15 protein-coding genes, 1 tRNA gene and 1 pseudogene are annotated in these 20456 nt (G+C 65.1%); 5 read left to right on the forward strand and 12 right to left on the reverse strand.

All coding sequences use genetic code 11. The annotated features are described in order from the left end of the window. Positions 1–5: 5 nt before the first annotated feature. The gene (locus G513_RS0112145; RefSeq protein ID WP_022977116.1) at positions 6–2405 is read left to right on the forward strand and encodes a tetratricopeptide repeat-containing protein; all 2400 of its coding nucleotides are present in this window, start codon (positions 6–8) and stop codon (positions 2403–2405) included. Positions 2406–2445: 40 nt separating this feature from the next. Here the strand turns inward: G513_RS0112145 and mutL are convergent, their stop codons facing one another. The 4 genes from mutL to G513_RS0112165 form a co-directional block, all read right to left on the reverse strand. Further along, the gene (gene mutL, locus G513_RS0112150) at positions 2446–4254 is read right to left on the reverse strand and encodes a DNA mismatch repair endonuclease MutL (protein WP_022977117.1); all 1809 of its coding nucleotides are present in this window, start codon (positions 4252–4254) and stop codon (positions 2446–2448) included. An 88-nt stretch (positions 4255–4342) separates the two neighbouring features. Further along, positions 4343–5707, reverse strand: a complete 1365-nt coding sequence (locus tag G513_RS22760; protein WP_084711500.1) for an N-acetylmuramoyl-L-alanine amidase — start codon at positions 5705–5707, stop codon at positions 4343–4345. 115 nt (positions 5708–5822) lie between these two features. Then, positions 5823–6305 (reverse strand): tRNA (adenosine(37)-N6)-threonylcarbamoyltransferase complex ATPase subunit type 1 TsaE, encoded by a 483-nt coding sequence (gene tsaE, locus G513_RS0112160; RefSeq protein WP_022977119.1) that lies wholly within the window; start codon positions 6303–6305, stop codon positions 5823–5825. After that, entirely contained in the window at positions 6302–7798 is a 1497-nt protein-coding gene (locus G513_RS0112165) for a bifunctional ADP-dependent NAD(P)H-hydrate dehydratase/NAD(P)H-hydrate epimerase (protein WP_022977120.1), read from the reverse strand. Before G513_RS0112165 ends, tsaE begins: the two co-directional genes overlap by 4 nt. Before the next feature lie 13 nt (positions 7799–7811). Between G513_RS0112165 and queG the strand changes: the two genes are divergently transcribed. Next, complete coding sequence (queG, locus tag G513_RS22765) at positions 7812–8942, forward strand: tRNA epoxyqueuosine(34) reductase QueG (protein WP_022977121.1); 1131 nt, start codon at positions 7812–7814, stop codon at positions 8940–8942. A gap of 64 nt (positions 8943–9006) precedes the next feature. Here the strand turns inward: queG and G513_RS26305 are convergent. The 6 genes and pseudogenes from G513_RS26305 to panB form a co-directional block, all read right to left on the reverse strand. After that, positions 9007–9900: pseudogene (locus G513_RS26305) on the reverse strand (hypothetical protein); the annotation flags it as partial. After that, positions 9842–11479, reverse strand: a complete 1638-nt coding sequence (pgi, locus tag G513_RS0112180; RefSeq protein WP_028475468.1) for a glucose-6-phosphate isomerase — start codon at positions 11477–11479, stop codon at positions 9842–9844. The gene pgi and the pseudogene G513_RS26305, both read right to left, overlap by 59 nt. Positions 11480–11584: 105 nt before the next feature. Then, the gene (gene panD / locus G513_RS0112185; protein WP_022977124.1) at positions 11585–11965 is read right to left on the reverse strand and encodes an aspartate 1-decarboxylase; all 381 of its coding nucleotides are present in this window, start codon (positions 11963–11965) and stop codon (positions 11585–11587) included. 267 nt (positions 11966–12232) lie between these two features. Further along, entirely contained in the window at positions 12233–13081 is an 849-nt protein-coding gene (panC, locus tag G513_RS0112190) for a pantoate--beta-alanine ligase (protein ID WP_022977125.1), read from the reverse strand. 23 nt (positions 13082–13104) lie between these two features. Next, positions 13105–14643 carry a glycosyltransferase family 39 protein gene (locus tag G513_RS0112195; RefSeq protein WP_169560629.1) on the reverse strand — a complete coding sequence of 513 codons (1539 nt, stop codon included), beginning with the start codon at positions 14641–14643 and terminating at the stop codon, positions 13105–13107. A 17-nt stretch (positions 14644–14660) separates the two neighbouring features. Next, the gene (gene panB, locus G513_RS0112200; protein ID WP_022977127.1) at positions 14661–15491 is read right to left on the reverse strand and encodes a 3-methyl-2-oxobutanoate hydroxymethyltransferase; all 831 of its coding nucleotides are present in this window, start codon (positions 15489–15491) and stop codon (positions 14661–14663) included. A gap of 183 nt (positions 15492–15674) precedes the next feature. On the opposite strand from panB, the gene G513_RS0112205 reads away from it, so the two are divergent. Next, a complete protein-coding gene (locus G513_RS0112205) occupies positions 15675–16841 on the forward strand; it encodes a transglutaminase-like domain-containing protein (protein WP_169560631.1) in 1167 nt (388 codons plus the stop codon). 16 nt (positions 16842–16857) lie between these two features. Here the strand turns inward: G513_RS0112205 and folK are convergent, their stop codons facing one another. Together folK and pcnB are read right to left on the reverse strand one after the other, a co-directional pair. Beyond that, positions 16858–17337 (reverse strand): 2-amino-4-hydroxy-6-hydroxymethyldihydropteridine diphosphokinase, encoded by a 480-nt coding sequence (folK, locus tag G513_RS0112210; protein WP_022977129.1) that lies wholly within the window; start codon positions 17335–17337, stop codon positions 16858–16860. 19 nt (positions 17338–17356) lie between these two features. After that, positions 17357–18676: a polynucleotide adenylyltransferase PcnB gene (pcnB, locus tag G513_RS22770; protein ID WP_051144414.1), complete on the reverse strand. Its 1320-nt coding sequence runs from the start codon at positions 18674–18676 to the stop codon at positions 17357–17359. Positions 18677–18881: 205 nt separating this feature from the next. On the opposite strand from pcnB, the gene G513_RS0112220 reads away from it, so the two are divergent. Both G513_RS0112220 and G513_RS0112225 read left to right on the forward strand, forming a co-directional pair. Continuing rightward, positions 18882–18957 (forward strand) — tRNA-Glu (locus tag G513_RS0112220). Positions 18958–19119: 162 nt separating this feature from the next. Continuing rightward, positions 19120–20454, forward strand: coding sequence for a cytochrome P450 (locus tag G513_RS0112225; RefSeq protein WP_022977131.1), 1335 nt, complete (start codon positions 19120–19122; stop codon positions 20452–20454). Positions 20455–20456 lie beyond the last annotated feature (2 nt).

Below are 20456 nucleotides of genomic sequence, written 5' to 3' on the forward strand. Positions count from 1 at the left end.
AGCGCATGAGCCCGCGCACCCTGAGCCTGGCCCAGTGGCTGGCCGAACTGCCGAGCCGCGAGCAAGGCCATCTGCTGATCGGCGCCACCGGCCATCTGTCGCTGTCGGTGGACGAACACGCCGCTGCAAGACAGCGTCTGACTGAGGACGCGCTGCCCGGCTTGATGGCGCGCTGCCAGCCGACCCGCGTCACCCTGCTGACCGGCCTCGCTCCGGGTGCCGACCTGCTGTTCAAGCGGGCCGCGTCCGACTGGCTGAGCAAGGCCGGCGTGCCGTTCGAGACCGTCGCCGCACTGCCGGTACCGCTCGATGTGCTGGTCGAAGACTGGATGCGCCGCCTCGACGACGAACCCGAAGTGCTGGCCCGCGACAGCATCATCAACGTCCGCGAGGCGCTGCAGGAGCAGCTGGAACGCTGCTCGGTAATCGTCGATCTGCTGCCTGATCCCGATGCCGCGCGGCGGCTGCCCGATCCGACCTTTCGCCAGCAGCAGTACCGTCGTCTCGCCGCCTGCCTGGCCGAGCAGTCCGATGTGCTGGTCGCGATCCAGCGGCCGGGGCACGCGCCGCTGCCCGGCGGCACCACCGAAGTCATCGAATGGCGCCAGCATCCGTCGCGGATTCCGCTGCCCTGGTCGACGCTGCGCTACCGCCGCCCCGCTGACAGCGGGCGGGCGCTGCTGGTCATCGATCCGACGCCAGGCGAAGGCCTGCCGGAAGACCCGCTGACTGCCGCGCTGGCGCTCTGCCATCGCGCCTTCAAGGCCGGCAACTATCTGCTCTGCCACGACCTGGCCCGGCAGGCGCAAGGCGAAGGCCTGCACGATCGCCAGCTCGACTACATCGCCCTGCTATCGCTGGCCAACGCCGGCAGCACCCAGCTGGCGATGCGCCGCTATCGCGAGCTGGCGATCGTCGACGAGCCGGACCTGGAGGAATGGCTGGCGCTCGGCGGCCGGCTGTACAAGGACCTGGCGCTCGCTTCCCGCGGCGATCGTGCGCGCGAACTGTTCGAACGCGCCGGCCGCGTCTACCAGGTGGCCTTCGATCGCACCGGCGGCTTCTTTCCCGGCATCAACGCCGCCTCGATGCTGATGCTCGGTGGCTGTCGCGAGGAAGCTGTGGCGCTAGCGGCCAAGGTGCTCGACTGCCTGCGCAAACCACCGGATTCCGAAACCTCGGCGTACTACCAGCAGGTGACCGAAGCGGAAGCCTCACTGCTGCTCGGCGACATGGTGCGCGCCCAAATGGCACTGACCAGCGCCGACGCCTTGCTGCGCGGCAACGTCAACGTCCGCAGCCGCACCGTGACCCAGCTCCAACTGCTCTGCCGCCATCTCGGTTGCAGTGACAGCCTGACCCATCTGCTCAGCCTGGCACCGGTCTACTACGTGCCTCGACCGCTGCCGCCGAACCTGTCGGCGGATGCCTTTCCATCGGCGGCCTCGGTGGTCTACGGCGGCCTGTCGAATCCCGACGATCTCGCCATCGCCGAGCAGTTCCTGCAGCGCGGCATCCGCATTCATCTGGTCTTGCCGACCACGCGCTCCCAGCTGATCGAACGCTGGCAGCGCAACCACGGCAGCACGATCAGCACCCGCCTGATCCGCTGCCTGGAAGACGTCGCCGAGTGTTCCGTGGCGCAGGGCTTTCTCGACGACGAGACCGACTGGTGCGCGGCCTACGTCTCGGCCACCGCCTGCGGCCTGTCCCGGCTCGCGGCGCAGCGGCTCGGGTGCCGCTGGCGAGTGCTCGGCGATGACGCAAACGAAGATCGCGGCGATGCCGTCGGAGCCGCCTGGGTTCGGCAACTCGATCAACCCGGCCAGGCCTCGACGGCGCCCGACGGCACCCCAGTGCTACGCCGTTTCGTCGGCACCCTGTTCGCCGATTTCGCTGGCTACAGCCGCCTGGCCGAACATGAGCTGACGGCGTTCCAGTCGCTGATGATCAAGGGCATTGCCGACGTGCTGAGGCCGCATGCCGAACACATCCTGCTGCAGCACACCTGGGGCGACGCCGTACACATTGTCACCGACGATGCCGCGACCGTCGCTACCGTGGCCGCCGATATCCATGCGATCGTCGACCGCGTTCGCCCGACCCTCGGCGGCATGCTCGGCAAGCTCGAACTGCGGCTGTCGGCTCACTACGCGCCGGTGCACGAGGGGCTGGACGCCGTCGAAGGCACGACCACCTACTTCGGCTCCCAGCTGTCGTTCGCGGCGAGAGTCGAGCCGGTCACCCCGCCCGGCATGATCTTCGTCACCGAAGCCTTCGCCGCCCGCCTGGCACTCGAAGCCCCGGAACGCTTCGCCACCGAATACGCCGGCGAAATCGAACTGGCCAAGCGCTACGGCAAGTACCGCCTGTATTCGCTGCGCCGCGGCGACCTGCTGATCTAAAAAATTGGGGTGAGATACAGATTAATTCCGAGCGTTCAGCCTAGCGGCCGCGCAGGAACAAGCGATCCAGCGCATCGGCATCGATCTGCACCCAGGTCGGCCGGCCGTGATTGCACTGGCCGGCATTTGGCGTCTGCTCCATGTCGCGCAGCAGCGCGTCCATTTCCGGCACTGTCAGCCGCCGATTGGCCTTGATCGCGGCGCGGCAGGCGATGTCGGCGAGGATGCGGTGCTGCGCATCGAGCGCCTCGTTGAAGTGCTCGGCACTTTCGGCATCATCGGCACCGCCGCAAAGCGTGCGTAGCAGTGCGGCAAGATCGGCCTTGATCAGCAGCGCCGGCACTGCGCGCACTGTGATCGATTCAGGGCCGGCGCGATCGAGGATCAGGCCAAAGCGGCGCAGCGATTCGAACTGCGCTTCGAGCTGATCAGCCTCCGCGCCACCGACCCGGATGACTTCCGGCAGCAACAGCCGCTGCGAAGCGATGCCGTCCGCTGCCAGCTGCAGCTTGAGGCGTTCGTACAGCACTCGCTCGTGCGCGGCATGAGCGTCGACCAGCACCAGGCCGTGACGGTTCTCGGCCAGCACGAAGACGCCACGGATCTGCGCGATCGCCCGGCCCAGCGGCGCGTCTTCTGTCGCGTTCAGCGCGGCAGGCATTTCCGGTTCGGCAAACCCAGCGCGATACAGCGGCCAGGCCGAGCCGGACGCGCCGGAGGCTTCGCGCACCGGCCATGACGGCGTCGATACATTGCGCCCATAGCTCAGCGGCACGCTGCTCTGTACGGGATCAGGCGTGCTGAACGCGGGCGCCTCGAACTCGACGCGATGATGCTGGCCCGGCTCTGGCCGGATGCGGCGCAGTAGCTGGTGCACGGCGCCGAACAGGAAATCGTGGACCACCGAGGCATCGCGGAAGCGCACTTCGGTCTTCTGCGGATGAACGTTGACATCGACCCGCGCCGGATCGAGTTCCAGGAACAGCACGAAGGCTGGATGACGCTGCGAGTGCATCACGTCGTGATAGGCGCGGCGCAGCGCGTGGGCGAGCAGCTTGTCGCGCACGTTGCGGCCGTTGACGTAGAGGAACTGCAGATCGGCCTGGGCGCGGCCGAAGCTCGGCAACGCCACCCAGCCCCAGAGCCGCAGGCCCAGCCGCTGCTCATCGATGGTCACCGCATTGGCCAGAAACTCGTCGCCGCAGACAGCAGCGATACGCGCCGCGCGTGCCGTATCGCCTTCGGCCTGGGCCAGTTCGAAGCTGCGCCGGCCGTTGTGGCTCAGGCGCAGACGCAGATCGAAGCGTGTCAGCGCCAGCCGTCGCAGCGCCTGATCGACATGGCGGAACTCGGTGCCTTCCGCCTTCATGAACTTGCGCCGCGCTGGCGTGTTGAAGAACAGGTCGCGCACTTCGATGGTGGTGCCCGGCGGATGTGCCGCCGGCTGCGGACTGCCGTCATCGAGCAGACCACTGCCGGCCACTTTCCAGCCGTGCTGATCGATCTCGCGGCGCGAGGTCAGCGCCAGTCGCGATACCGACAGGATGCTCGGCAGCGCTTCGCCGCGGAAGCCGAAGCTGGCGACCCGTTCGAGATCGTCGAGCAGGCTGATCTTGCTGGTCGCGTGCCGCGTCAGTGCCAGCGCCAGCTGGTCGCGAGCGATGCCGCCACCATCGTCACGGACCCGGATCAGGTTCAAGCCACCGGCTTCGAGTTCGACCTCGATTGCGCAAGCACCGGCATCAAGACTGTTCTCGACCAGTTCCTTGACCACGGTCGCCGGCCGCTCGACCACTTCGCCGGCGGCGATCTGATTGATGAGCTGCTCGGGGAGGACCTGGATCGTCACGGCTACGGCCTTGAGGGAAGGCGGCAAGCTTAATGAAAACGGCCTCGCGAGGAGGCCGTTGATTTGCAGCGTAGAGGGACGGAAGCGGCTAGCGCTTCAGACGCACCTGCACCGCTTTCGCCTTGCCCTGCGCCGGAGCAGCGGCCTGTGGCGGTTCGTTGACCGCGATCTGCTGCGGCCGGTAGCGAGCGAAATAGCTGCGCACGCCTTCGAAGATCGACTGCGCCATCTTGTCCTGGTAGTCCGCGTCGCCGAGCAGTTTCTCCTCGCGCGGATTGCTGATGAACGCGGTTTCGACCAACACCGAAGGGATATCCGGCGACTTCAGCACCATGAAGCCGGCCTGCTGCACTTCCGCCTTCTGCAGGCGATTGATGCGGCCCATCGAACTCAGCATGCGGCCGCCGAGATCGAAGCTGGCTTCCATCGTCGCGCCCTGCGAGATGTCGATCAGCACCGCGGCGACATTGTCGTCCTGCTTCTGCAAGGCGACGCCGCCAACCAGATCCGCCGCGTTCTCGTGATTGGCGATCCAGCGCGCCTGCTCGCTCGACGCGCCGCGCTCGGACAGCACGTAGACCGCCGAACCCTGCATGCCGCGATCTTCGGTGGCATTGGCATGGATCGACACGAACAGATCGGCATCGACCTGACGCGCTCTCACCGTGCGAGTCCGCAGTTCGATGAAGGTATCGCTGTCGCGGGTCAGCACCGCGCGCATGCCAGGCTGATCGTCGATCTTCTTCTTCAGCTTGCGGGCGATCGCCAGGGTCACGTCCTTTTCGCGCAGGCCGCCGAGGCCGATCGCTCCCGGATCGGTACCGCCGTGCCCGGCATCGACGGCGATGACGATTTCCTTCTCCGACACCCGGAAGCGGCCATTGGCGCGGGGCGCAACGAGCGGCGCGGATTCGGCCGTCGACGCAGCGACGGTCTGCACCTGGATCGGTGCAACGGCCGGTGCTGGTGGCTGCACGACCGGCGTCGGGTTCAAGGCCGGCGTCGCGGGTGCCGTGGCAACAATGCCGAGCGCCGGGCTGACCACCGGTGCCGGCAGTACGCGGACTGCGCCGGGCGTCTTCGGAATCAGGTCGACGATCAGCCGATAACCGTAGCCACCGTCGGGCTGCAGGCCGAAGGAATGCGGCAGGACTTTCTCGCTGACATCGAGCACCACGCGCAGACCCTTCTCGCGCGGACCAGTGCGCAATGCCTTGATCAGGCCAGCGCCGGCACCGCTCGAGGGCAGCGCGGTGCCGCGATGAGCATCGGAGAAATCGATGACCACGCGATCAGGATTGGCGAGGGTGAAAACCTTCGGCGTGGTTTCGGCGTCGAGATCGAAGACCACACGCGTCGAGTCCGGGCCGTCGAGCAGGCGCAGCTCGCGCAGCTCGGTCGCGGCGGCAGCCTGCGCGGTCAGCAGCAACAAAAATCCGGTCAATGCGCGCATGAAGCCCCATCGGGGTCGATCAAAGCCAGAAGATACGGCTTGACGGCCGTGACTTCAACAGATTTCGAAGAAATTTCGTATCGAAATCAGTGCTTAGTACCAACTATCTCATGCTCTATCGCAAGTTCGGCACGATTTCCGGCCAGCGCGCGGCGATCAACGGCCATTCCGCCGTCGTTTCAAGCTCGGCCAAGCGGCCTTCACCATCGGCCGACAGCCGTACGACGAGGCTCGCCGGCGGCAGAAAACCAGTGCCGCATTCCGGCCATTCGACCAGCCACCAGCAGCGTGACGGCGCGTAATCGTCGAGGCCCAGACCTTCGAGTTCATCCGGATGTTTCAAGCGATACAGGTCCATGTGCAGCAGATCCTGATCGCCGATCCGGTAGGGCTCGATCAGCGTGTACGTAGGGCTGCGAATGCTGCCGCTGACGCCGAGCGAGCGTAGAAAACCCCGTGCCAGCGTGGTCTTGCCGGCACCGAGCGTGCCCTGCAGGTAGATCACCCCGCCCGGCCGCGACGTGGTCTCGGCGGCGAGTCGCGCACCGAGCGCTTCGGTCGCGGCATCGTCAGCCAGCTTGATCGTCAGACAGCTCATGGATTGACCTGCGCACGCAGCGCGTCGACTACATCGGAAGCAATCAGCCCACGCTCACCGCCTGCAATCGCCACGGCATCACCGGCTCTGGCATGCGCCGTCACCGCCGCCGCTGCGGCAATGCCTAACGGCAAACCCTGGGCGAGAAACGCAGCGCCGATACCGGTCAGCACATCGCCCATGCCACCGACGCCCATGCCCGGATTGCCATAAGGACAAATCCGCAGAACTTCACCATCCGCAATCAGGCTGCCCGCGCCTTTCAGCACCACTACTCCTCCATAGCGCGCCTGCAGTGCTTGTACGGCAGCAATTCGATCCCGCTGAACAGCAGCGGTGCTGCAGCCGAGCAGGCGGCCGGCTTCGCCTGGATGGGGCGTCAGCAGCCAGTCATCACGTCGATGAGGCGACGCTTGTTGCGCGAGCAGGTTCAACGCGTCGGCATCGACCACCGTCGGCAGCGCTGCTGCTACTGTCACATCGAACATCACCCGGCTCCAGTCGTCGGTACCCAGCCCGGGACCGACCGCGATGACGTCGGCGCGGGCGATCAGCGTTGCCAGTGCTTCCGGCGATTCGATGCCGCGCACCATCAGGTCAGGCTGCGCGGCCGCCAGAAGCTGCGCATGGGCGGCGCGGGTCGCGATGGTCACCAGGCCGGCGCCAGCACGGAGCGCGGCTCGACCGGCGAGCAGGATCGCGCCGAGCATGCCGTGGTCTCCGCCGATCAGCAGCACATGGCCGTGATCGCCCTTGTGGCCGGTGCGGCTGCGGCGCGGCAGCCAGCGGCGAAGATGCGAGGCGTCGATGCGTTCAGCGATCGGGATCAGACCGTCGTGGACGTGCTCCGGCACGTCCAACGTCGCCAGTTCCACATGGCCGGCGAAGGCAGGCCCTTGGCCGGTCAACAAGCCGATCTTCTGCGCGATGAAGGTCACCGTCAGATCAGCATTGATCACCTTGCCCGGCACATGCCCGGTATCGGCGATCAGACCGGACGGAATATCGAGCGCCAGCACTGCAACACCGTTCGCATGCGCGGCATTGGCCGCGACGATGGCATCCGCGGTCTCGCCTTCCAGCGCTCGGCTCAGGCCGACGCCGTACAGCGCGTCGACGATCAGATCGGCCACCAGCAGCGCCTCGGCAGACGTGGCCGACCAGCGTTCGACGGCACCAACCGCCAGCCAGGCTGCGCGCGCCGTCAGTGCATCGCCACGACGCGGCAAGTCTTCGCATTCGAGCACTTGCACCGTGCAGCCATCAGCTATAGCGAGACGCGCGAGTTCATAGCCGTCACCGCCGTTGTTGCCGGGCCCACAGAGAACGGTGACAGCTCTGAGCTCCGGCCAGCGCCCCCGGGCAGCCCGCCATGCGGCCAGTGCGGCGCGCTGCATGAGTGTGAAACCGGGGATCCCGCAGTCCTCGATCGCGCGCCGGTCCAGTTCGCGCACCTGGGCTGCGGAATACAATCGCGCCGCAATGTTTTCCATGCCGCCAGTATAAGTGTCCGCCCCTTCTGAACCCCTCGCTGCACCTCGCGATTGGGCTGCGGAAATCCGTGATCGCGCCCGCGCGCTGGGCTTCGCCGATGCCGGCGTTGCCAGCCTGGCGCTGGATGACGATCACGCCCATCTGCGCCGCTGGCTCGATGAAGGCCTGCATGGCGGCATGGGCTGGATGGCCGAACACGCAGCGCTGCGCGCTGACCCCGCGCAACTGCATCCGGGCACCATTACGGTGATCAGCGTGCGGCTCGACTATCGGCCTTCGGCCGAAGATGCCGACGCCGTGCTTGCCGATGCGGAGGCCGCCTACATCTCGCGTTATGCCTTGGGTCGCGATTACCACAAGCTGATGCGCAAGCGGCTCAAGGCGCTCGCCGAACAGCTCACCCAGACCATCGCGCCGCACGGCTATCGGGTGTTTGCCGACAGCGCGCCGGTGCTCGAGAAAGCGCTGGCCCGCAATGCCGGGCTCGGCTGGATCGGCAAGCACACGCTGGTGCTCAATCGCGAAGCTGGCTCCTGGTTCTTCCTCGGCGAGATCTATACCGATCTGCCGATCGACGCCGTGCCTGCGGAACCGGTGACGCCGCGTTGTGGCAGTTGCACGGCCTGCATCGACATCTGCCCGACGCAGGCGATCATCGGCCCGTATCGGCTCGATGCGCGGCGCTGCATTTCCTATCTGACCATCGAGCACCACGGCGATATTCCCGAGGAATTGCGGCCGGCGATCGGCAACCGCATCTTCGGCTGCGATGACTGCCAGCTCGCCTGCCCGTGGAACCGCTACGCGAAGCTCGACGCGACGCCGGATTTCGCGCCGCGCCACGGCCTTGACACCGCTCGGCTGATCGATCTGTTTGCCTGGACTGAAGATGAGTACCTGAGCCGCACCGAAGGCATGGCCCTGCGCCGCGCCGGCCACTTGCGCTGGCTACGCAACATCGCGGTGGCGATCGGTAACGCGCTGGCTGATGTCCGGCTCAGCGAAGCTGCGGCTAGCGCGCTCGTCGACGCACTCGATTCGCGTTCGGCGTTTCCGGATTCAACGGTGCAATCTCATATTCGATGGGCGCTGAAGCGTCGTCCGGCGGCGGGCAGTAGATCGACGGCCCTTCATAGCGGCTGATCTTCTGCCGCGTTCCTTCGTACGCTGCCTTCAGTGCGGCATCGGTCTCGCCTTTCAGGGCTTCGTCGAGCTGCTGCTCGGCAAGATCGACGCAGTGGCGCTCCAGCAGCACCAGTGCCAGATTGTTGCGCACCACCGGATTGAAGGCCTTCAGGCGCAGCGATTCGAGATAGGCCTCCTGCGCGCCGGCCCAGTCCTTCAGCGCATAACGGGCATTGCCGAGCGCAACCCAGGGCACCACCTGATCCGGCCAGCGCTCGATTGCGCCATAAGCGTTCTTCTCGGCCAGCTTCGGATAGTTGGCCAAGGTCGCCGCTTCGCCCACGGCAATCCAGGAGGCTTGAGTGGCGCTGGCGGGCACACGGCTGCCATCGCTGATCACCATCGCCCAGTTGTCGCCGCCCTTCCAGTAGCTGAGGAAATCGCTCAGCGGCTGATAGGCGCGGCCTTCCTTGCCCGAGCGCAGGATCATCTGATTGCTCTGAGGCTCGACGCCGATGACGACGGCATAACGCAATTCCGGCACTTTCTGCAGCACCATCACCGGCCGGCCAGCGCGTATCTCGGCGAACACGGCATCGAGCGTCGGCGGCAGAACGAAAGCCAAGCGGTCCAGCTGATAGGCAATGCCGGTGAATTCGCCGCGCAGATTGGCCGGCGGCGTCCTGTTGCCGAGAAACGGCGCGACCTGAAGCGGGCCGGTGGAGGTCAGGCCATCGGTATAGAACATCGTCGCCAGTGCAGCGGCTGCAGCAGCGCGATCCTCATTCGGGAAGAATGCGGTCTTGCTCAGTTCGATGCGTTCCTCGCCGGAGCCATGATCCTGCACGCGCTGGACCACGGCCGACGTACAGGCGCCGAGCATCGCTGCGACGACGAAGGCCAGTAACAGGCGCAGGTCAGCGACCATCGATGCGCTCCAGAAGGCGGCGGGTCGACGGATCGAGCCCGTCGTCATCCGTTGCCGCGCTGCCCGATTGCGCGGCGACCACCTGATGCGCCAGCTGCTTGCCGAGTTCCACACCCCATTGATCGAAGGCATTGATGTTCCAGAGCACGCCGAGCACGAAAGTGCGGTGCTCGTACAGCGCACAGAGCGCGCCAAGATGGAAGGCATCGAGCCTTGGCAGCAGCAGCGTATTGCTTGGCCGATTGCCGCTGAACACGCGATGCGAGATCGCGTCATCCAGTGCGGTACCGCTCAAGCCCTGGGCTTCGAGTTCCGCGCGCACCTGGGCCGCATTCTTGCCACGCATCAGCGCCGCACTCTGCGCCAGGCAGTTGGCGATCAGCAGCGGCTGCTGCTCCGGCAGCGCATTGGTGGCGGCTACCGGCAGGATGAAATCGACCGGATTCAGCGCCGGCCCCTGATGCAGCATCTGGAAAAACGCGTGCTGGGCGTTGCTGCCGACATCGCCCCAAAGCACCGGCGTCGTCGCGTAATCGACTTTCCGACCCTCGCGATCGACACCCTTGCCGTTCGATTCCATTTCCAGCTGCTGCAGCCAGCCGACGAAATGGCTCAGGCGCTGCGCGTAAGGCGCGACGACCTGGCTAGCCGCACCCAGGAAATTGCTGTTCCAGACCGCGATCAGCGCCATCAGTACCGGCAGGTTCGTCGCCAGTGGCGCGTTGCGGAAATGCTCGTCCATCGCGTGGGCGCCGGCCAGCAGTTCGCGGAAACGCTCAGGTCCCAGCGCGACGATGTTGGCCAGGCTGACCGCCGACCACAGCGAGTAGCGGCCGCCAACCCAGTCCCAGAACTCGAAGACGTTGTCAGGCGCGATGCCGAAAGCCTCGGTCGCCGCCCGCGCCGTCGATACACCAACGAAGTGCTGGAAGACAGCGGCATCGCCGAGTGCGGCGGTCAACCAGCGCCGGGCAGCGCCAGCGTTGGTCATCGTTTCCTCGGTAGTGAACGTCTTCGAGGTGACGACGAACAGGGTGCGCGTCGGGGCGAGTTTCGCCAGCACGTCCGACAACTGTGCGCCGTCGACATTGGCGACGAAGTGCGCGCGCGGCATGGTGTCGCTTTCAGCCAGCGCTTCCCAGACCATGCGCGGCCCGAAATCCGAACCGCCGATGCCGATATTGACGACATCGCTGATCCGCTCGCCGGTGGCGCCGCGCCAGGCGCCGTTACGCAGCGTATCGGCAAAGGCAAACATGCGATCGAGTACTTCATGCACCAGGGGCATCACCGGCTCGCCCGCCATCTGCAGGCCGGCATCGCGCGGCGCGCGCAGGGCAATGTGGCCGACGGCGCGATGCTCGGTGACGTTGATCGCCTCGCCGGCATGCATCCGGGCGATCCATTGCGGCACCTGCTGCTGCTCGGCGAGCGCCAGCAACGCCGCGATGCCGTCATCGCCGAGGCGTTGCTTCGAGTAATCGAGGTACAGCCCGCAGGCTTCGGCCGAATAGCGCTGCGCGCGAGCAGGATCGTCCTTGAAACGCTGGCTCAGCGTGGTCGCCGCATCGGCGGCAGCAAGGCTGGTCAGTGCGCGCCAGGCGGCGCTTTCCGTCAATGCAGACATCGGGATCGAAACGGGTCCAGACGAAAAAGAGGCCCAAGCTTACTAAAGCTTGGGCCTCTTAAAGCCTGCTTGGGCGCCGAATTCATTGGCACCCGGCAACGACTGCTAGGCGGCCTGCACCGGAATGGTGTTCGCGGTACGAGTGACGCGGTTGGCTTCGTCGCAATAGACCAGCTTCGGCTTGTGCAGCTTGGCGACGTTGGCTTCGACTTCGGCATAGGCGCAGATGATCACACGATCACCCACCCGTGCCTTGTGCGCTGCCGCGCCATTGACCGAAATGATGCCGCTGCCGTTTTCAGCGCGGATCGCATAAGTCGTGAAGCGTTCGCCGTTGCCGACGTTGTAGATCTGGATCTGCTCGTACTCATGGATACCGGCGAGATCGAGCAAGCGGCCGTCGATCGCGCAGGAGCCTTCGTAGTCGAGTTCAGCGTGGGTCACACGCGCACGGTGCAATTTGCACTTGAGCATCGTCAGTTGCATGAGCTTCTTTCCTGGATGGTTGTTTGATGCGGGTGGCCCAAAAAGACATGCACCCGGAATCAAGATGTTCAACGACCGAGGGCGGCCCACAAAGACATACGCCCGTTGATACAGGAATCAGCACTGCACCAAGTCGCGAAAGTGTAACGAGGTTCACGCTTGCCGCCAACCTTCCGGCCTAAGGAAATAACGAGACCTCGGAAATCACCCGACAAACGGGATTACCGTAGCTATGAACGCATTCGCCGATGCGTCAAATTGGTGCAGTTACGGCTGTTCGACCCGCAGATTGTCGATCAACCGCGTCGTGCCGAGCACCGCGGCGACCAGCACGACGAAGTCCTTGTCGCCCGCTGTGGGCTGCGCCAGCACCGGCGTCCGCACTTCGAGGTACTGCGGACGGAAACCGGCCGCTTCGAGCCGCTGCATCTGCTCCGCGCAGAGCGCTGCGTAGTCATCGCGACCAGCCCTTAGGCCAGCGGCCACCGCCTGCAGCGCAGCATGAATCCCGGGCGCCTGCTCGCGCTCGGCAGGCGTCAGATACTGGTTGCGCGAGGACAGCGCAAGACCGTCCGCCGCACGTTCGGTGGGATAGCCGACAACATCCGCCGGCATCCGCAGATCGGCGACCATCCGCTTGACGATCTGCAGCTGTTGCCAGTCCTTCTCGCCGAACACCGCGACATCGGGCTGCACGCTGTTGAACAGGATCGCGACCACAGTCGCCACACCGGTGAAGAAGCCGGGCCGGAACGCGCCTTCAAGCTCGGCCGACAGCGGTGACACGGTGATCGTCGTCGCCGGCGGGAAGCCGTTGACATAGACCTCCTCGACAGGCGGCGCGTAGACCAGATCGACGCCTTGCGCTTCAAGCTGGCGCACGTCCTCCGGCAAGCTGCGCGGATAGCGGCCGAAATCCTCGTTCGGGCCGAACTGCAGCGGATTGACAAACACGGTGACGACCACGCGATCAGCCAAGCTGTGGGCGTGACGGACCAGCGCCAGATGTCCGGCGTGCAGGTTGCCCATCGTCGGCACCAGGGCAATGCGTTCGCCGCGGGCGCGCCATTGCGAAATCTGGGCGCGAAGTTCGGACGCGAGGTGCACGGTGTTCATCGGTGAATTCGTGGGGATGAGGATCAGGGCGACGCTGGCGCGGCGTCGGCAACACGGTAAAGGTTCAGCCGGCCGATCGCCGCCCAGCGTTCGGCGCTGAACAACTCGCCACGGGTGACCAGACGCACGTCGTCGTACAGCGGCCGCAGCGCCGGATCGGTGATACGGTTTTCGCCGCTGCGCAGGGAAGCGAGATAACCATCGGGAAAGGCGCGCTTGAAATGGCCGATGCGCCAGGGACGCAGGCACGGCAGGCGCGCGAGGAACGCGTCGGACAGCGCATGGTGATCGACGAGTTGCACCGTCGGCCCCGCCGCATAGCCCATGAAACCGATCACGCCGGCTTCGAAGATGCGCTCGGGCGGACGTTGCCTCATCGACTTGCCGAGCTCGCCCCAGGGATGGTTGTACGGCACGGGACGATCGCGGCTATGCGTCGCCAGCGCGGTCGACCCTGCGTAGTACTGACGCTCGTTGGCGATGCCCGAAGCGCGAATCAGCGGGTCCGGCCCTTCGATGTCGATCAGCCGGCTTGCCGCCAGCACCACGATCAGCGCGACGCTGCCCAGCATCGCCTTGTCGCCGAATGGCTGCGTACCGTCGTCACGCCCGGCCGTCAGCAGGATCGCGGCGATGAACGCCGGTACGCTGAGAAAACGTCCTTGCATGAAGTCGCCGCCGGCCGACACCACATAGACCAGATACAACAGCAGGCCGAACGCCATTGGCCGTCGCGCGCCGCTGCCAAACGCAGCGCCGATACCGAGCAGCACCAGCAGCAAGGTGCCGGGATCGTGAGTCGCGAGATCGACGAGATACAGCAAACCCTGCAAGCGGTACTCGACGGCCGGAATGCCGGTGCTCAGCTTCGCGTAATAGGTGTTCGGAAACGGCACGCCGTAATAGATCAGCGAGAACACTTCCCAAGCCAGCAGCGGCAGCAAGGCCAGAGAGGCCAGACCCAGGCTACGCCAGGAGCGCCGCCGCCACAGCAGCCAGGCCAGCGCCGGCAGCACCAGCAGCACCAGATCGAGCCGGTTCAAGGTCAGCAGGCAGCCGACCAGAAACAGGCGGAACAAGGGCTTCGGCTGTTCGGCAGGCGCAAGCCACAGCCAGCAGAAGGTCGCAGCGAGCAGGAACGACAGCGGATTCTCGAGGCCCGAGGTCGTGTAATCGAGCACGGCCTGCGAGCACAGCAGCAGCGCGACGAATGCGATCGCCTGCGGCAGGCGCGTGGCCAGACGCCATAGGACAAAGGCCACGGCAAGCGCAGAACAGAGGATCGAGACCACCAGCACGGTCAGATACATCTCGCCGCTGATTGCGTGCACGCCGGCAAGCAGGAACAGCCACAGCGGATGCGTGTAAGCCTGCACCCGCTCGACCGGATTCCAGGTCAGCCCGTAGCCGTGGGTGAAATTCCACACCGTGCGCAGGCTGATGTAGGCGTCGTCGGACATCCAGGCGAAGCGGATGACGACCAGCAGGAACAGCAGCCACAAGCCCAGTTTGAAACGCCAGGCATCCAGCTTCGGCAGATCAGGTGCGAACACGGATGCCACCGGGGTTTCGAAGAACCTCAGAAGCAGTGCTCGGGCGCCGGATAGGCGCCGCTCTTGATTGCCTGCACATAGGCGCGGATTGCCGTTTCGATATCCGCCCCGCCCTGCATGAAGTTCTGCACGAAGCGCGGCGTGCGGCCGAGCGTGACCATCGGCGAGATGTTCAGGATGTCATGCAGCACCAGGATCTGGCCCGATACATCAGGCCCGGCGCCGATGCCGATCACCGGCACCTGAGCGGCGTCGGTGATCTGCTTGCCCAGCTTGGACGGCACGCATTCGAGCAGCAGCATGTCAGCACCTGCTTCCTCGAGAATACGTGCGTCGTGGAGCATCGCCTCGGCGGCAGCATTGTCCCGACCCTGCACCTTGAAGGCGCCCATCTTGTGGATCAGCTGCGGCTGCAGACCGAGATGGGCGCAGACCGGCACGCCACGCACCGACAGGTATTCGACGATGTCGGCCTGCTCGCGGCCGCCTTCGAGCTTGACCATCTTCGCCCCGCCCTCCTGCATCAGCCGCTGCGAGGCATCGAGCGCGCGCTCACGCGTGGCAAAGCTCAGGAACGGCAGATCGGCGACCAGGAACGCCCGCTTCAGATGCGGCGCGACGGCACGGGAGTGATAGGCGATGTCGGCAACGGTCACTGCCGTCGTCGAGTTCCGGCCGTGGATGACCATGCCCAGCGAATCGCCGATCAGGATCACATCGACGCCGGCACGGTCCTCGATCAGCGCGAAGCTGGCGTCGTAGCAGGTCAGACAGGCAATCCGTTCACCGGCATCGCGCATGCGGCGCAACTCGGAGATGTGGACTTGCGCGCTGGGTGCGGCGGGTTTGGCGGTCATTGCGAGCGGGCTTCCAGCGATCGACGCGGCGGCGAAATATATCACGCGGTTTTTCGTCGGCTTTCATGGCGCGCAGCGATGAAATCGCCGCTGCGAAAAGCGCTGGAAGGCCGCCCTCAACGGAGTAACCTGAATCGGCGCAACCGGCGAACGCAGTGTCACCGGCCGGCAGGAGGAGATCGAATGAATATCGGGCGGATGCAAGCTGCGATGCTGCTGATGGCCGTTTCCGCAACGCTGGCAGGTTGTGCCAGCTTGCCTGAACAACCGTCGATCTCGAATGACGATGTCGCCTGGGCGCTCTCCGGTGCCGATCGAATACCGGCCGCGGCCGACTCGCTGCCCCTCGAAGATCTGTCCTCGTTGCTGCTGGTCAGCGACGAGATGCGCCGCTTCGCGCAGGACGCCACCCGCAAAGAATTCAGCATCAGCGACAAGACCCGCGCGCTGGCCGCCGCACTGCATGCCGAGAACGGCCGCCATCTGCGTTACGACGCCGAAGCCACCTTGAGTGCCGAACAGGCTTTTCAGCAAAAACGCGCCAACTGCCTGAGCTACACCTTGTTGTTCGTCGCACTCGCTCGCGAAGTGGGCATTCCGGCGAAGTTCAACGAAGTCGACATTCCGCCGATCTGGGAACTGGGCGACGACCAGACCTTGCTGCTTTACCGGCACATCAACGTACGGATCGATCTGTCGTCACCGCAACATCAGATCGTCGACGTCAGTGGCGAGGACTACAGCCCCCGCTACGATCAGCGGATCGTCAGCGACCAAACCGCCCTGGCGCAGTTCTATAACAATCGCGCTGTGGAGTTGCGCCTGCAGCAGCGTCACGATGAAGCCTTGCGCTATCAGCTGCGTTCACTGGAGTTGCTGCCGGACGCCGGTTATTTGTGGGCCAACCTTTCCAGCCTCTATCTGCTGGACCGTCAGCTGCGAGCCGCGAGCATCGCGATCACTCAGGCGCTGCTGCTGGAGCCGCGCAGCGTGTCCAGCTACAACACCGCAGCCGACATCCATGCGCAGCTCGGCAACGCGCAGCTCGCCACCTATTTTCACGAGCGCGCACAGGCTTATCTGGAGCAGAACCCGTACTACCATTTCCAGCTCGCGCTGACCGCGCTGAAGGAACGGGATGAGCCGCGCGCCTATCGCGAAACGCGACAGGCAATCCTGCTCAATCAGACTGATCCGCGCTTCTTCTTTCTGGCGGCGGAACTGCTGCAGCGCTTCGGCGATACAGAGCACTCCGACGAGATCCTGCAGATCGCACTGCAGCTGGCACCCGACCCCGGCCTGCAGGCGCGCTACCGCAGCAAGTTCGGACGGCTCAGCGCGCATGGCTGAACACCGAGCCGAATGCTCAGCTCCAGGCCCGCAGCCCCGACCGACCAAGGCGCTCGGCGAGTTCGGAGACGACCCCGAGGCCGGGAATGTCCAGCGTCGGCGCGAAATCCGCGAGCGGCACCAGCACCCAGTTGCGTTCCTGCAGATGCGGATGCGGCAGACGCAGGCGCGGTGTCGACAGGCTCAGGCCTTCGATGTGCAACAGGTCGATATCGAGCAGGCGCGCGGCCCAGCGGATGCCATCACGAATGCGGCCAGCATCGACTTCGATCGCCTGCATGGCATCGAGCAGCGCCAGCGGTTCGAGCGTGGTGTCGATCATGCAGGCGGCATTGCAGTAGTCGGGCTGACCCGCCGGCCCGACCGGATCACTGCGATACAGCGAGGAGCGCGCGACCAGTCTGGTATCCGGCAGCGCCGCGATCAGCATCAGCGCCCGTTCGACCTGCACGGCCGGCGCGCCGAGATTGGCGCCGAGGCCGAGATAGACACGCATCGGCTACGTTGCCTGGAGCCTAGCCCTTGCGACGATTACGACCACCACGACGGCGGCGCTTCTTTGCTGCGCCCTCGCCGGCCGGTTCGCCAGCAACGTCAGCTTCGGCGCCTTCATCGGCACCGTCTCCGTCGATCGGCGCCGGCAAGGTCACGCCGATCTGCGCCTTGGTCCACCAGTCGGCCAGCGCGGCGCAACCAGGCTCACCGGCCTGGGCACGCAGCAGCAGGAAATCGTAGGCAGCGCGGAAACGCGGATGCGTCAGCAGGCGCTTGGCGCGGCCTGGACGCAGATCTTCGAACCGCGGCTGAACCGCCCAGATTTCGCGCATCGGCAGCGAGAAGCGCTTCGGAATCGCGATCCGATGCTGTTGCTTGGCAAGCACTTCGTCGGCCGCCTGGGTCTGTGCGGTCTGCGGATCGTGGCCGCGCTCGACTTCGAGCTCATACGTGCGGTCCGCGTACTGCGGCCAGAGCAGCGCGGCATACAGGAAGGCCGGCGTCACTGGCATGTCGCGCTTGATGCGGTCCGCGGTGTTGGCCAGTGCGATGCGCAGCAGTTCGAGATCGCGCTTGGCGGCGCTGATCGCCCGCTCGGTGCCTGGGAATAATTCCGCGAACAAGCCGTGCTTGCGCAGGCCATCGAAGTTCGCCAGCGCGTCCTTGTTCAGGAACAGCTTGAGGATTTCATCGAACAGACGCGCCGGCGGAATCTCGCGCAGCAACGAGGCCAGACGATTGAGCGGCTCGGCCGATTCAGGATCGATGCCAAAGCCGAGCTTGTTGGCGATGCGCACGGCGCGAAGCATGCGCACCGGGTCTTCGCGATACCGCAGTTCGGGATCGCCGATCAGGCGCAGGCGCCGGGCGTTGAGATCGTCGATGCCGCCGCAGAAATCGACGATCGAGAAATCGCGGATGTCGTAGTACAGCGCGTTGACGGTGAAATCGCGGCGGAACGCGTCTTCCTCCAGCGTGCCGTAGACGTTGTCGGACAGGATGCGGCCGGTCTCGTCACGCTCGTGGCTATCGGTGATCGGGCCCCGGAAGGTCGTCACTTCGAGGATTTCCTCGCCAGCGCGGACGTGGGCGATCATGAAGCGGCGGCCGATCAGGCGGCAGCTGCGGAACACCCGCTTGATCTGGTCCGGGTGCGCGCTCGTCGCGATATCGAAGTCCTTCGGCTCGATGCCCGCCAGCAGGTCGCGAACGCCACCGCCGACCATGTAGGCCTCGTAGCCGGCGTCCTTCAAGCCGTAGAGCACCTTTAGGGCGCCTTGGGAAATATTGGCGCGCGAAATCGGATGCTGCTCGCGCGGGGTACGGTTCGGCTCGGTGATGGCTGATCTCTAGCTTGTTCGAATGGCCTTGGCTCTGCGTCTCTTCGACCTTGGAAATCACGGGCGGGGACGGGCGGGTGCGCGAAGTTTACGCGAGGACGCGGCAAGCCCGCATATCTGCTGACTTTCGGATGATCACGACGGCGTTGAACGCGAGGCTGGCTGTATCGCGGCACTACCCCTATAATCCGCCCGCACTGACCACGCTCCTATCGTCTAGAGGCCTAGGACGGAGCCCTCTCACGGCTTTAACCCCGGTTCGAATCCGGGTAGGAGCGCCACCGTCCTTCGGGACGGGTCGCCATCAACGAACGCCGCTGACGCGGCGTTTTTTGTGTCCGATCGTTTCTCGTCCATGTTATATACCGTTTGTTCAATTCGATCTTCCGTCGAATCAGAACCACAAGTAAAGACAGAACGATCGCGACAGGAGAACGTGGCTTATGACCGATGTGCACACGGAATGGCCTGCGGCCGTTCGCGAAGCGCCGCATCACCGCAGCTGGCCGCTGATCGGCTCCAGCCTCGCCTACATCACCGACGCACACAGCTTCCTGCGCCGCCTGTACGACCGCCACGGCGAAGTCGTCAAGATCGATGCCTTCGGCACCCAGATTCATTTCCTGTTCGGGCCGGATGCCAACCAGTTCGTGCTGCAGAACCGCGGCAACCTGTTCGAGAACGCGCGCTGGTCCTACTTCATCGGGCCGTTCTTCAATCGCGGGCTGATGCTGCTCGACTTCGACGAGCATCGCCTGCACCGCAGGATCATGAACGCAGCGTTCTCGCACGAAGCCCTGCTCGGCTATTTCGACCGCATGCAGACAAGCATCGATAGCGAACTCGCAGGCTGGGAAGCCGGGCCTTGCCTGCTGTTCAAGCGCCTGAAGTCGATGACCCTGAATATCGGCAGCGAGGTCTTCGTCGGCCAGAACCCTGGCGACGACGCCGATGCCATCAACGACGCTTTCCTCGATACCGTACAGGCCGCGACCGGCCTGATCCGTACGGCAGTGCCCGGTACGCGCTGGAACGCCGGACTCAAGGGACGGAAGCTGCTAGAGCGGCATTTCGAGCGCGCGGTTCCGGCGAAGCGCGCCAATCCGGGGTCGGATCTGTTCTCGCGGCTGTGCGAAGCACGCACCGAGGATGGCGAGCTGTTCTCCGATGCCGACATCGTCAACCACATGATCTTCGTGCTGATGGCCGCGCACGACACCTCGACGATCACGCTCTCAAACCTGATCTACCAGCTCGCCAGGCAGCCGGCCTGGCAGGAGCGCCTACGCGACGAATGCAGGGCAATAGGCTCTGGTCCGCTGAGCTACGCCGATCTCGACCGCTTCGAGGACACCAGCCTCGCGATCAAGGAAACGCTGCGCATTGCCGCCCCGGTGCCGATCCTGCCGCGCGGCGTCACCGAGGAATGCGTGTTCAAGGGCGTTCGCTTGCCGAAAGGCTCGATGGTGTCGGTCACGCCGTGGATGACCCACCACATGCCGGAATGGTGGAGCGAACCTGAGCGCTTCGATCCCGAACGCTTCAGCGCCGCGCGCGCCGAAGACAAGCGTCATCCCTTCCTGTGGACACCGTTCGGTGGCGGCGCGCACAAGTGCATCGGCATGCACTTCGGAATGATGGAAGTGAAGACCATCCTCCATCAGTTGCTGCTGCGCTTCCGCTTCACCGTGCCGAACGATTACGTGATGGCGCAGGACTTCACCAGCTTGCCGATTCCGAAGGATCGCCTGCCGATCTCGCTTGAACGATTAAACTAGCG

This window comes from Nevskia ramosa DSM 11499, from assembly GCF_000420645.1.
GTDB lineage: Bacteria > Pseudomonadota > Gammaproteobacteria > Nevskiales > Nevskiaceae > Nevskia > Nevskia ramosa.

Bases quoted from the DNA above. Each gene is read 5' to 3' on its own strand.
- G513_RS0112145 (WP_022977116.1), top strand. From the start codon at position 6: ATGAGCCCGCGCACCCTGAGCCTGGCCCAGTGGCTGGCCGAACTGCCG.
- G513_RS22760 (WP_084711500.1), bottom strand. From the start codon at position 5,707: ATGCGCGCATTGACCGGATTTTTGTTGCTGCTGACCGCGCAGGCTGCC.
- tsaE (WP_022977119.1), bottom strand. From the start codon at position 6,305: ATGAGCTGTCTGACGATCAAGCTGGCTGACGATGCCGCGACCGAAGCG.
- G513_RS0112165 (WP_022977120.1), bottom strand. From the start codon at position 7,798: ATGGAAAACATTGCGGCGCGATTGTATTCCGCAGCCCAGGTGCGCGAA.
- pgi (WP_028475468.1), bottom strand. From the start codon at position 11,479: ATGTCTGCATTGACGGAAAGCGCCGCCTGGCGCGCACTGACCAGCCTT.
- panD (WP_022977124.1), bottom strand. From the start codon at position 11,965: ATGCAACTGACGATGCTCAAGTGCAAATTGCACCGTGCGCGTGTGACC.
- panC (WP_022977125.1), bottom strand. From the start codon at position 13,081: ATGAACACCGTGCACCTCGCGTCCGAACTTCGCGCCCAGATTTCGCAA.
- panB (WP_022977127.1), bottom strand. From the start codon at position 15,491: ATGACCGCCAAACCCGCCGCACCCAGCGCGCAAGTCCACATCTCCGAG.
- G513_RS0112205 (WP_169560631.1), top strand. From the start codon at position 15,675: ATGAATATCGGGCGGATGCAAGCTGCGATGCTGCTGATGGCCGTTTCC.
- folK (WP_022977129.1), bottom strand. From the start codon at position 17,337: ATGCGTGTCTATCTCGGCCTCGGCGCCAATCTCGGCGCGCCGGCCGTG.
- G513_RS0112225 (WP_022977131.1), top strand. From the start codon at position 19,120: ATGACCGATGTGCACACGGAATGGCCTGCGGCCGTTCGCGAAGCGCCG.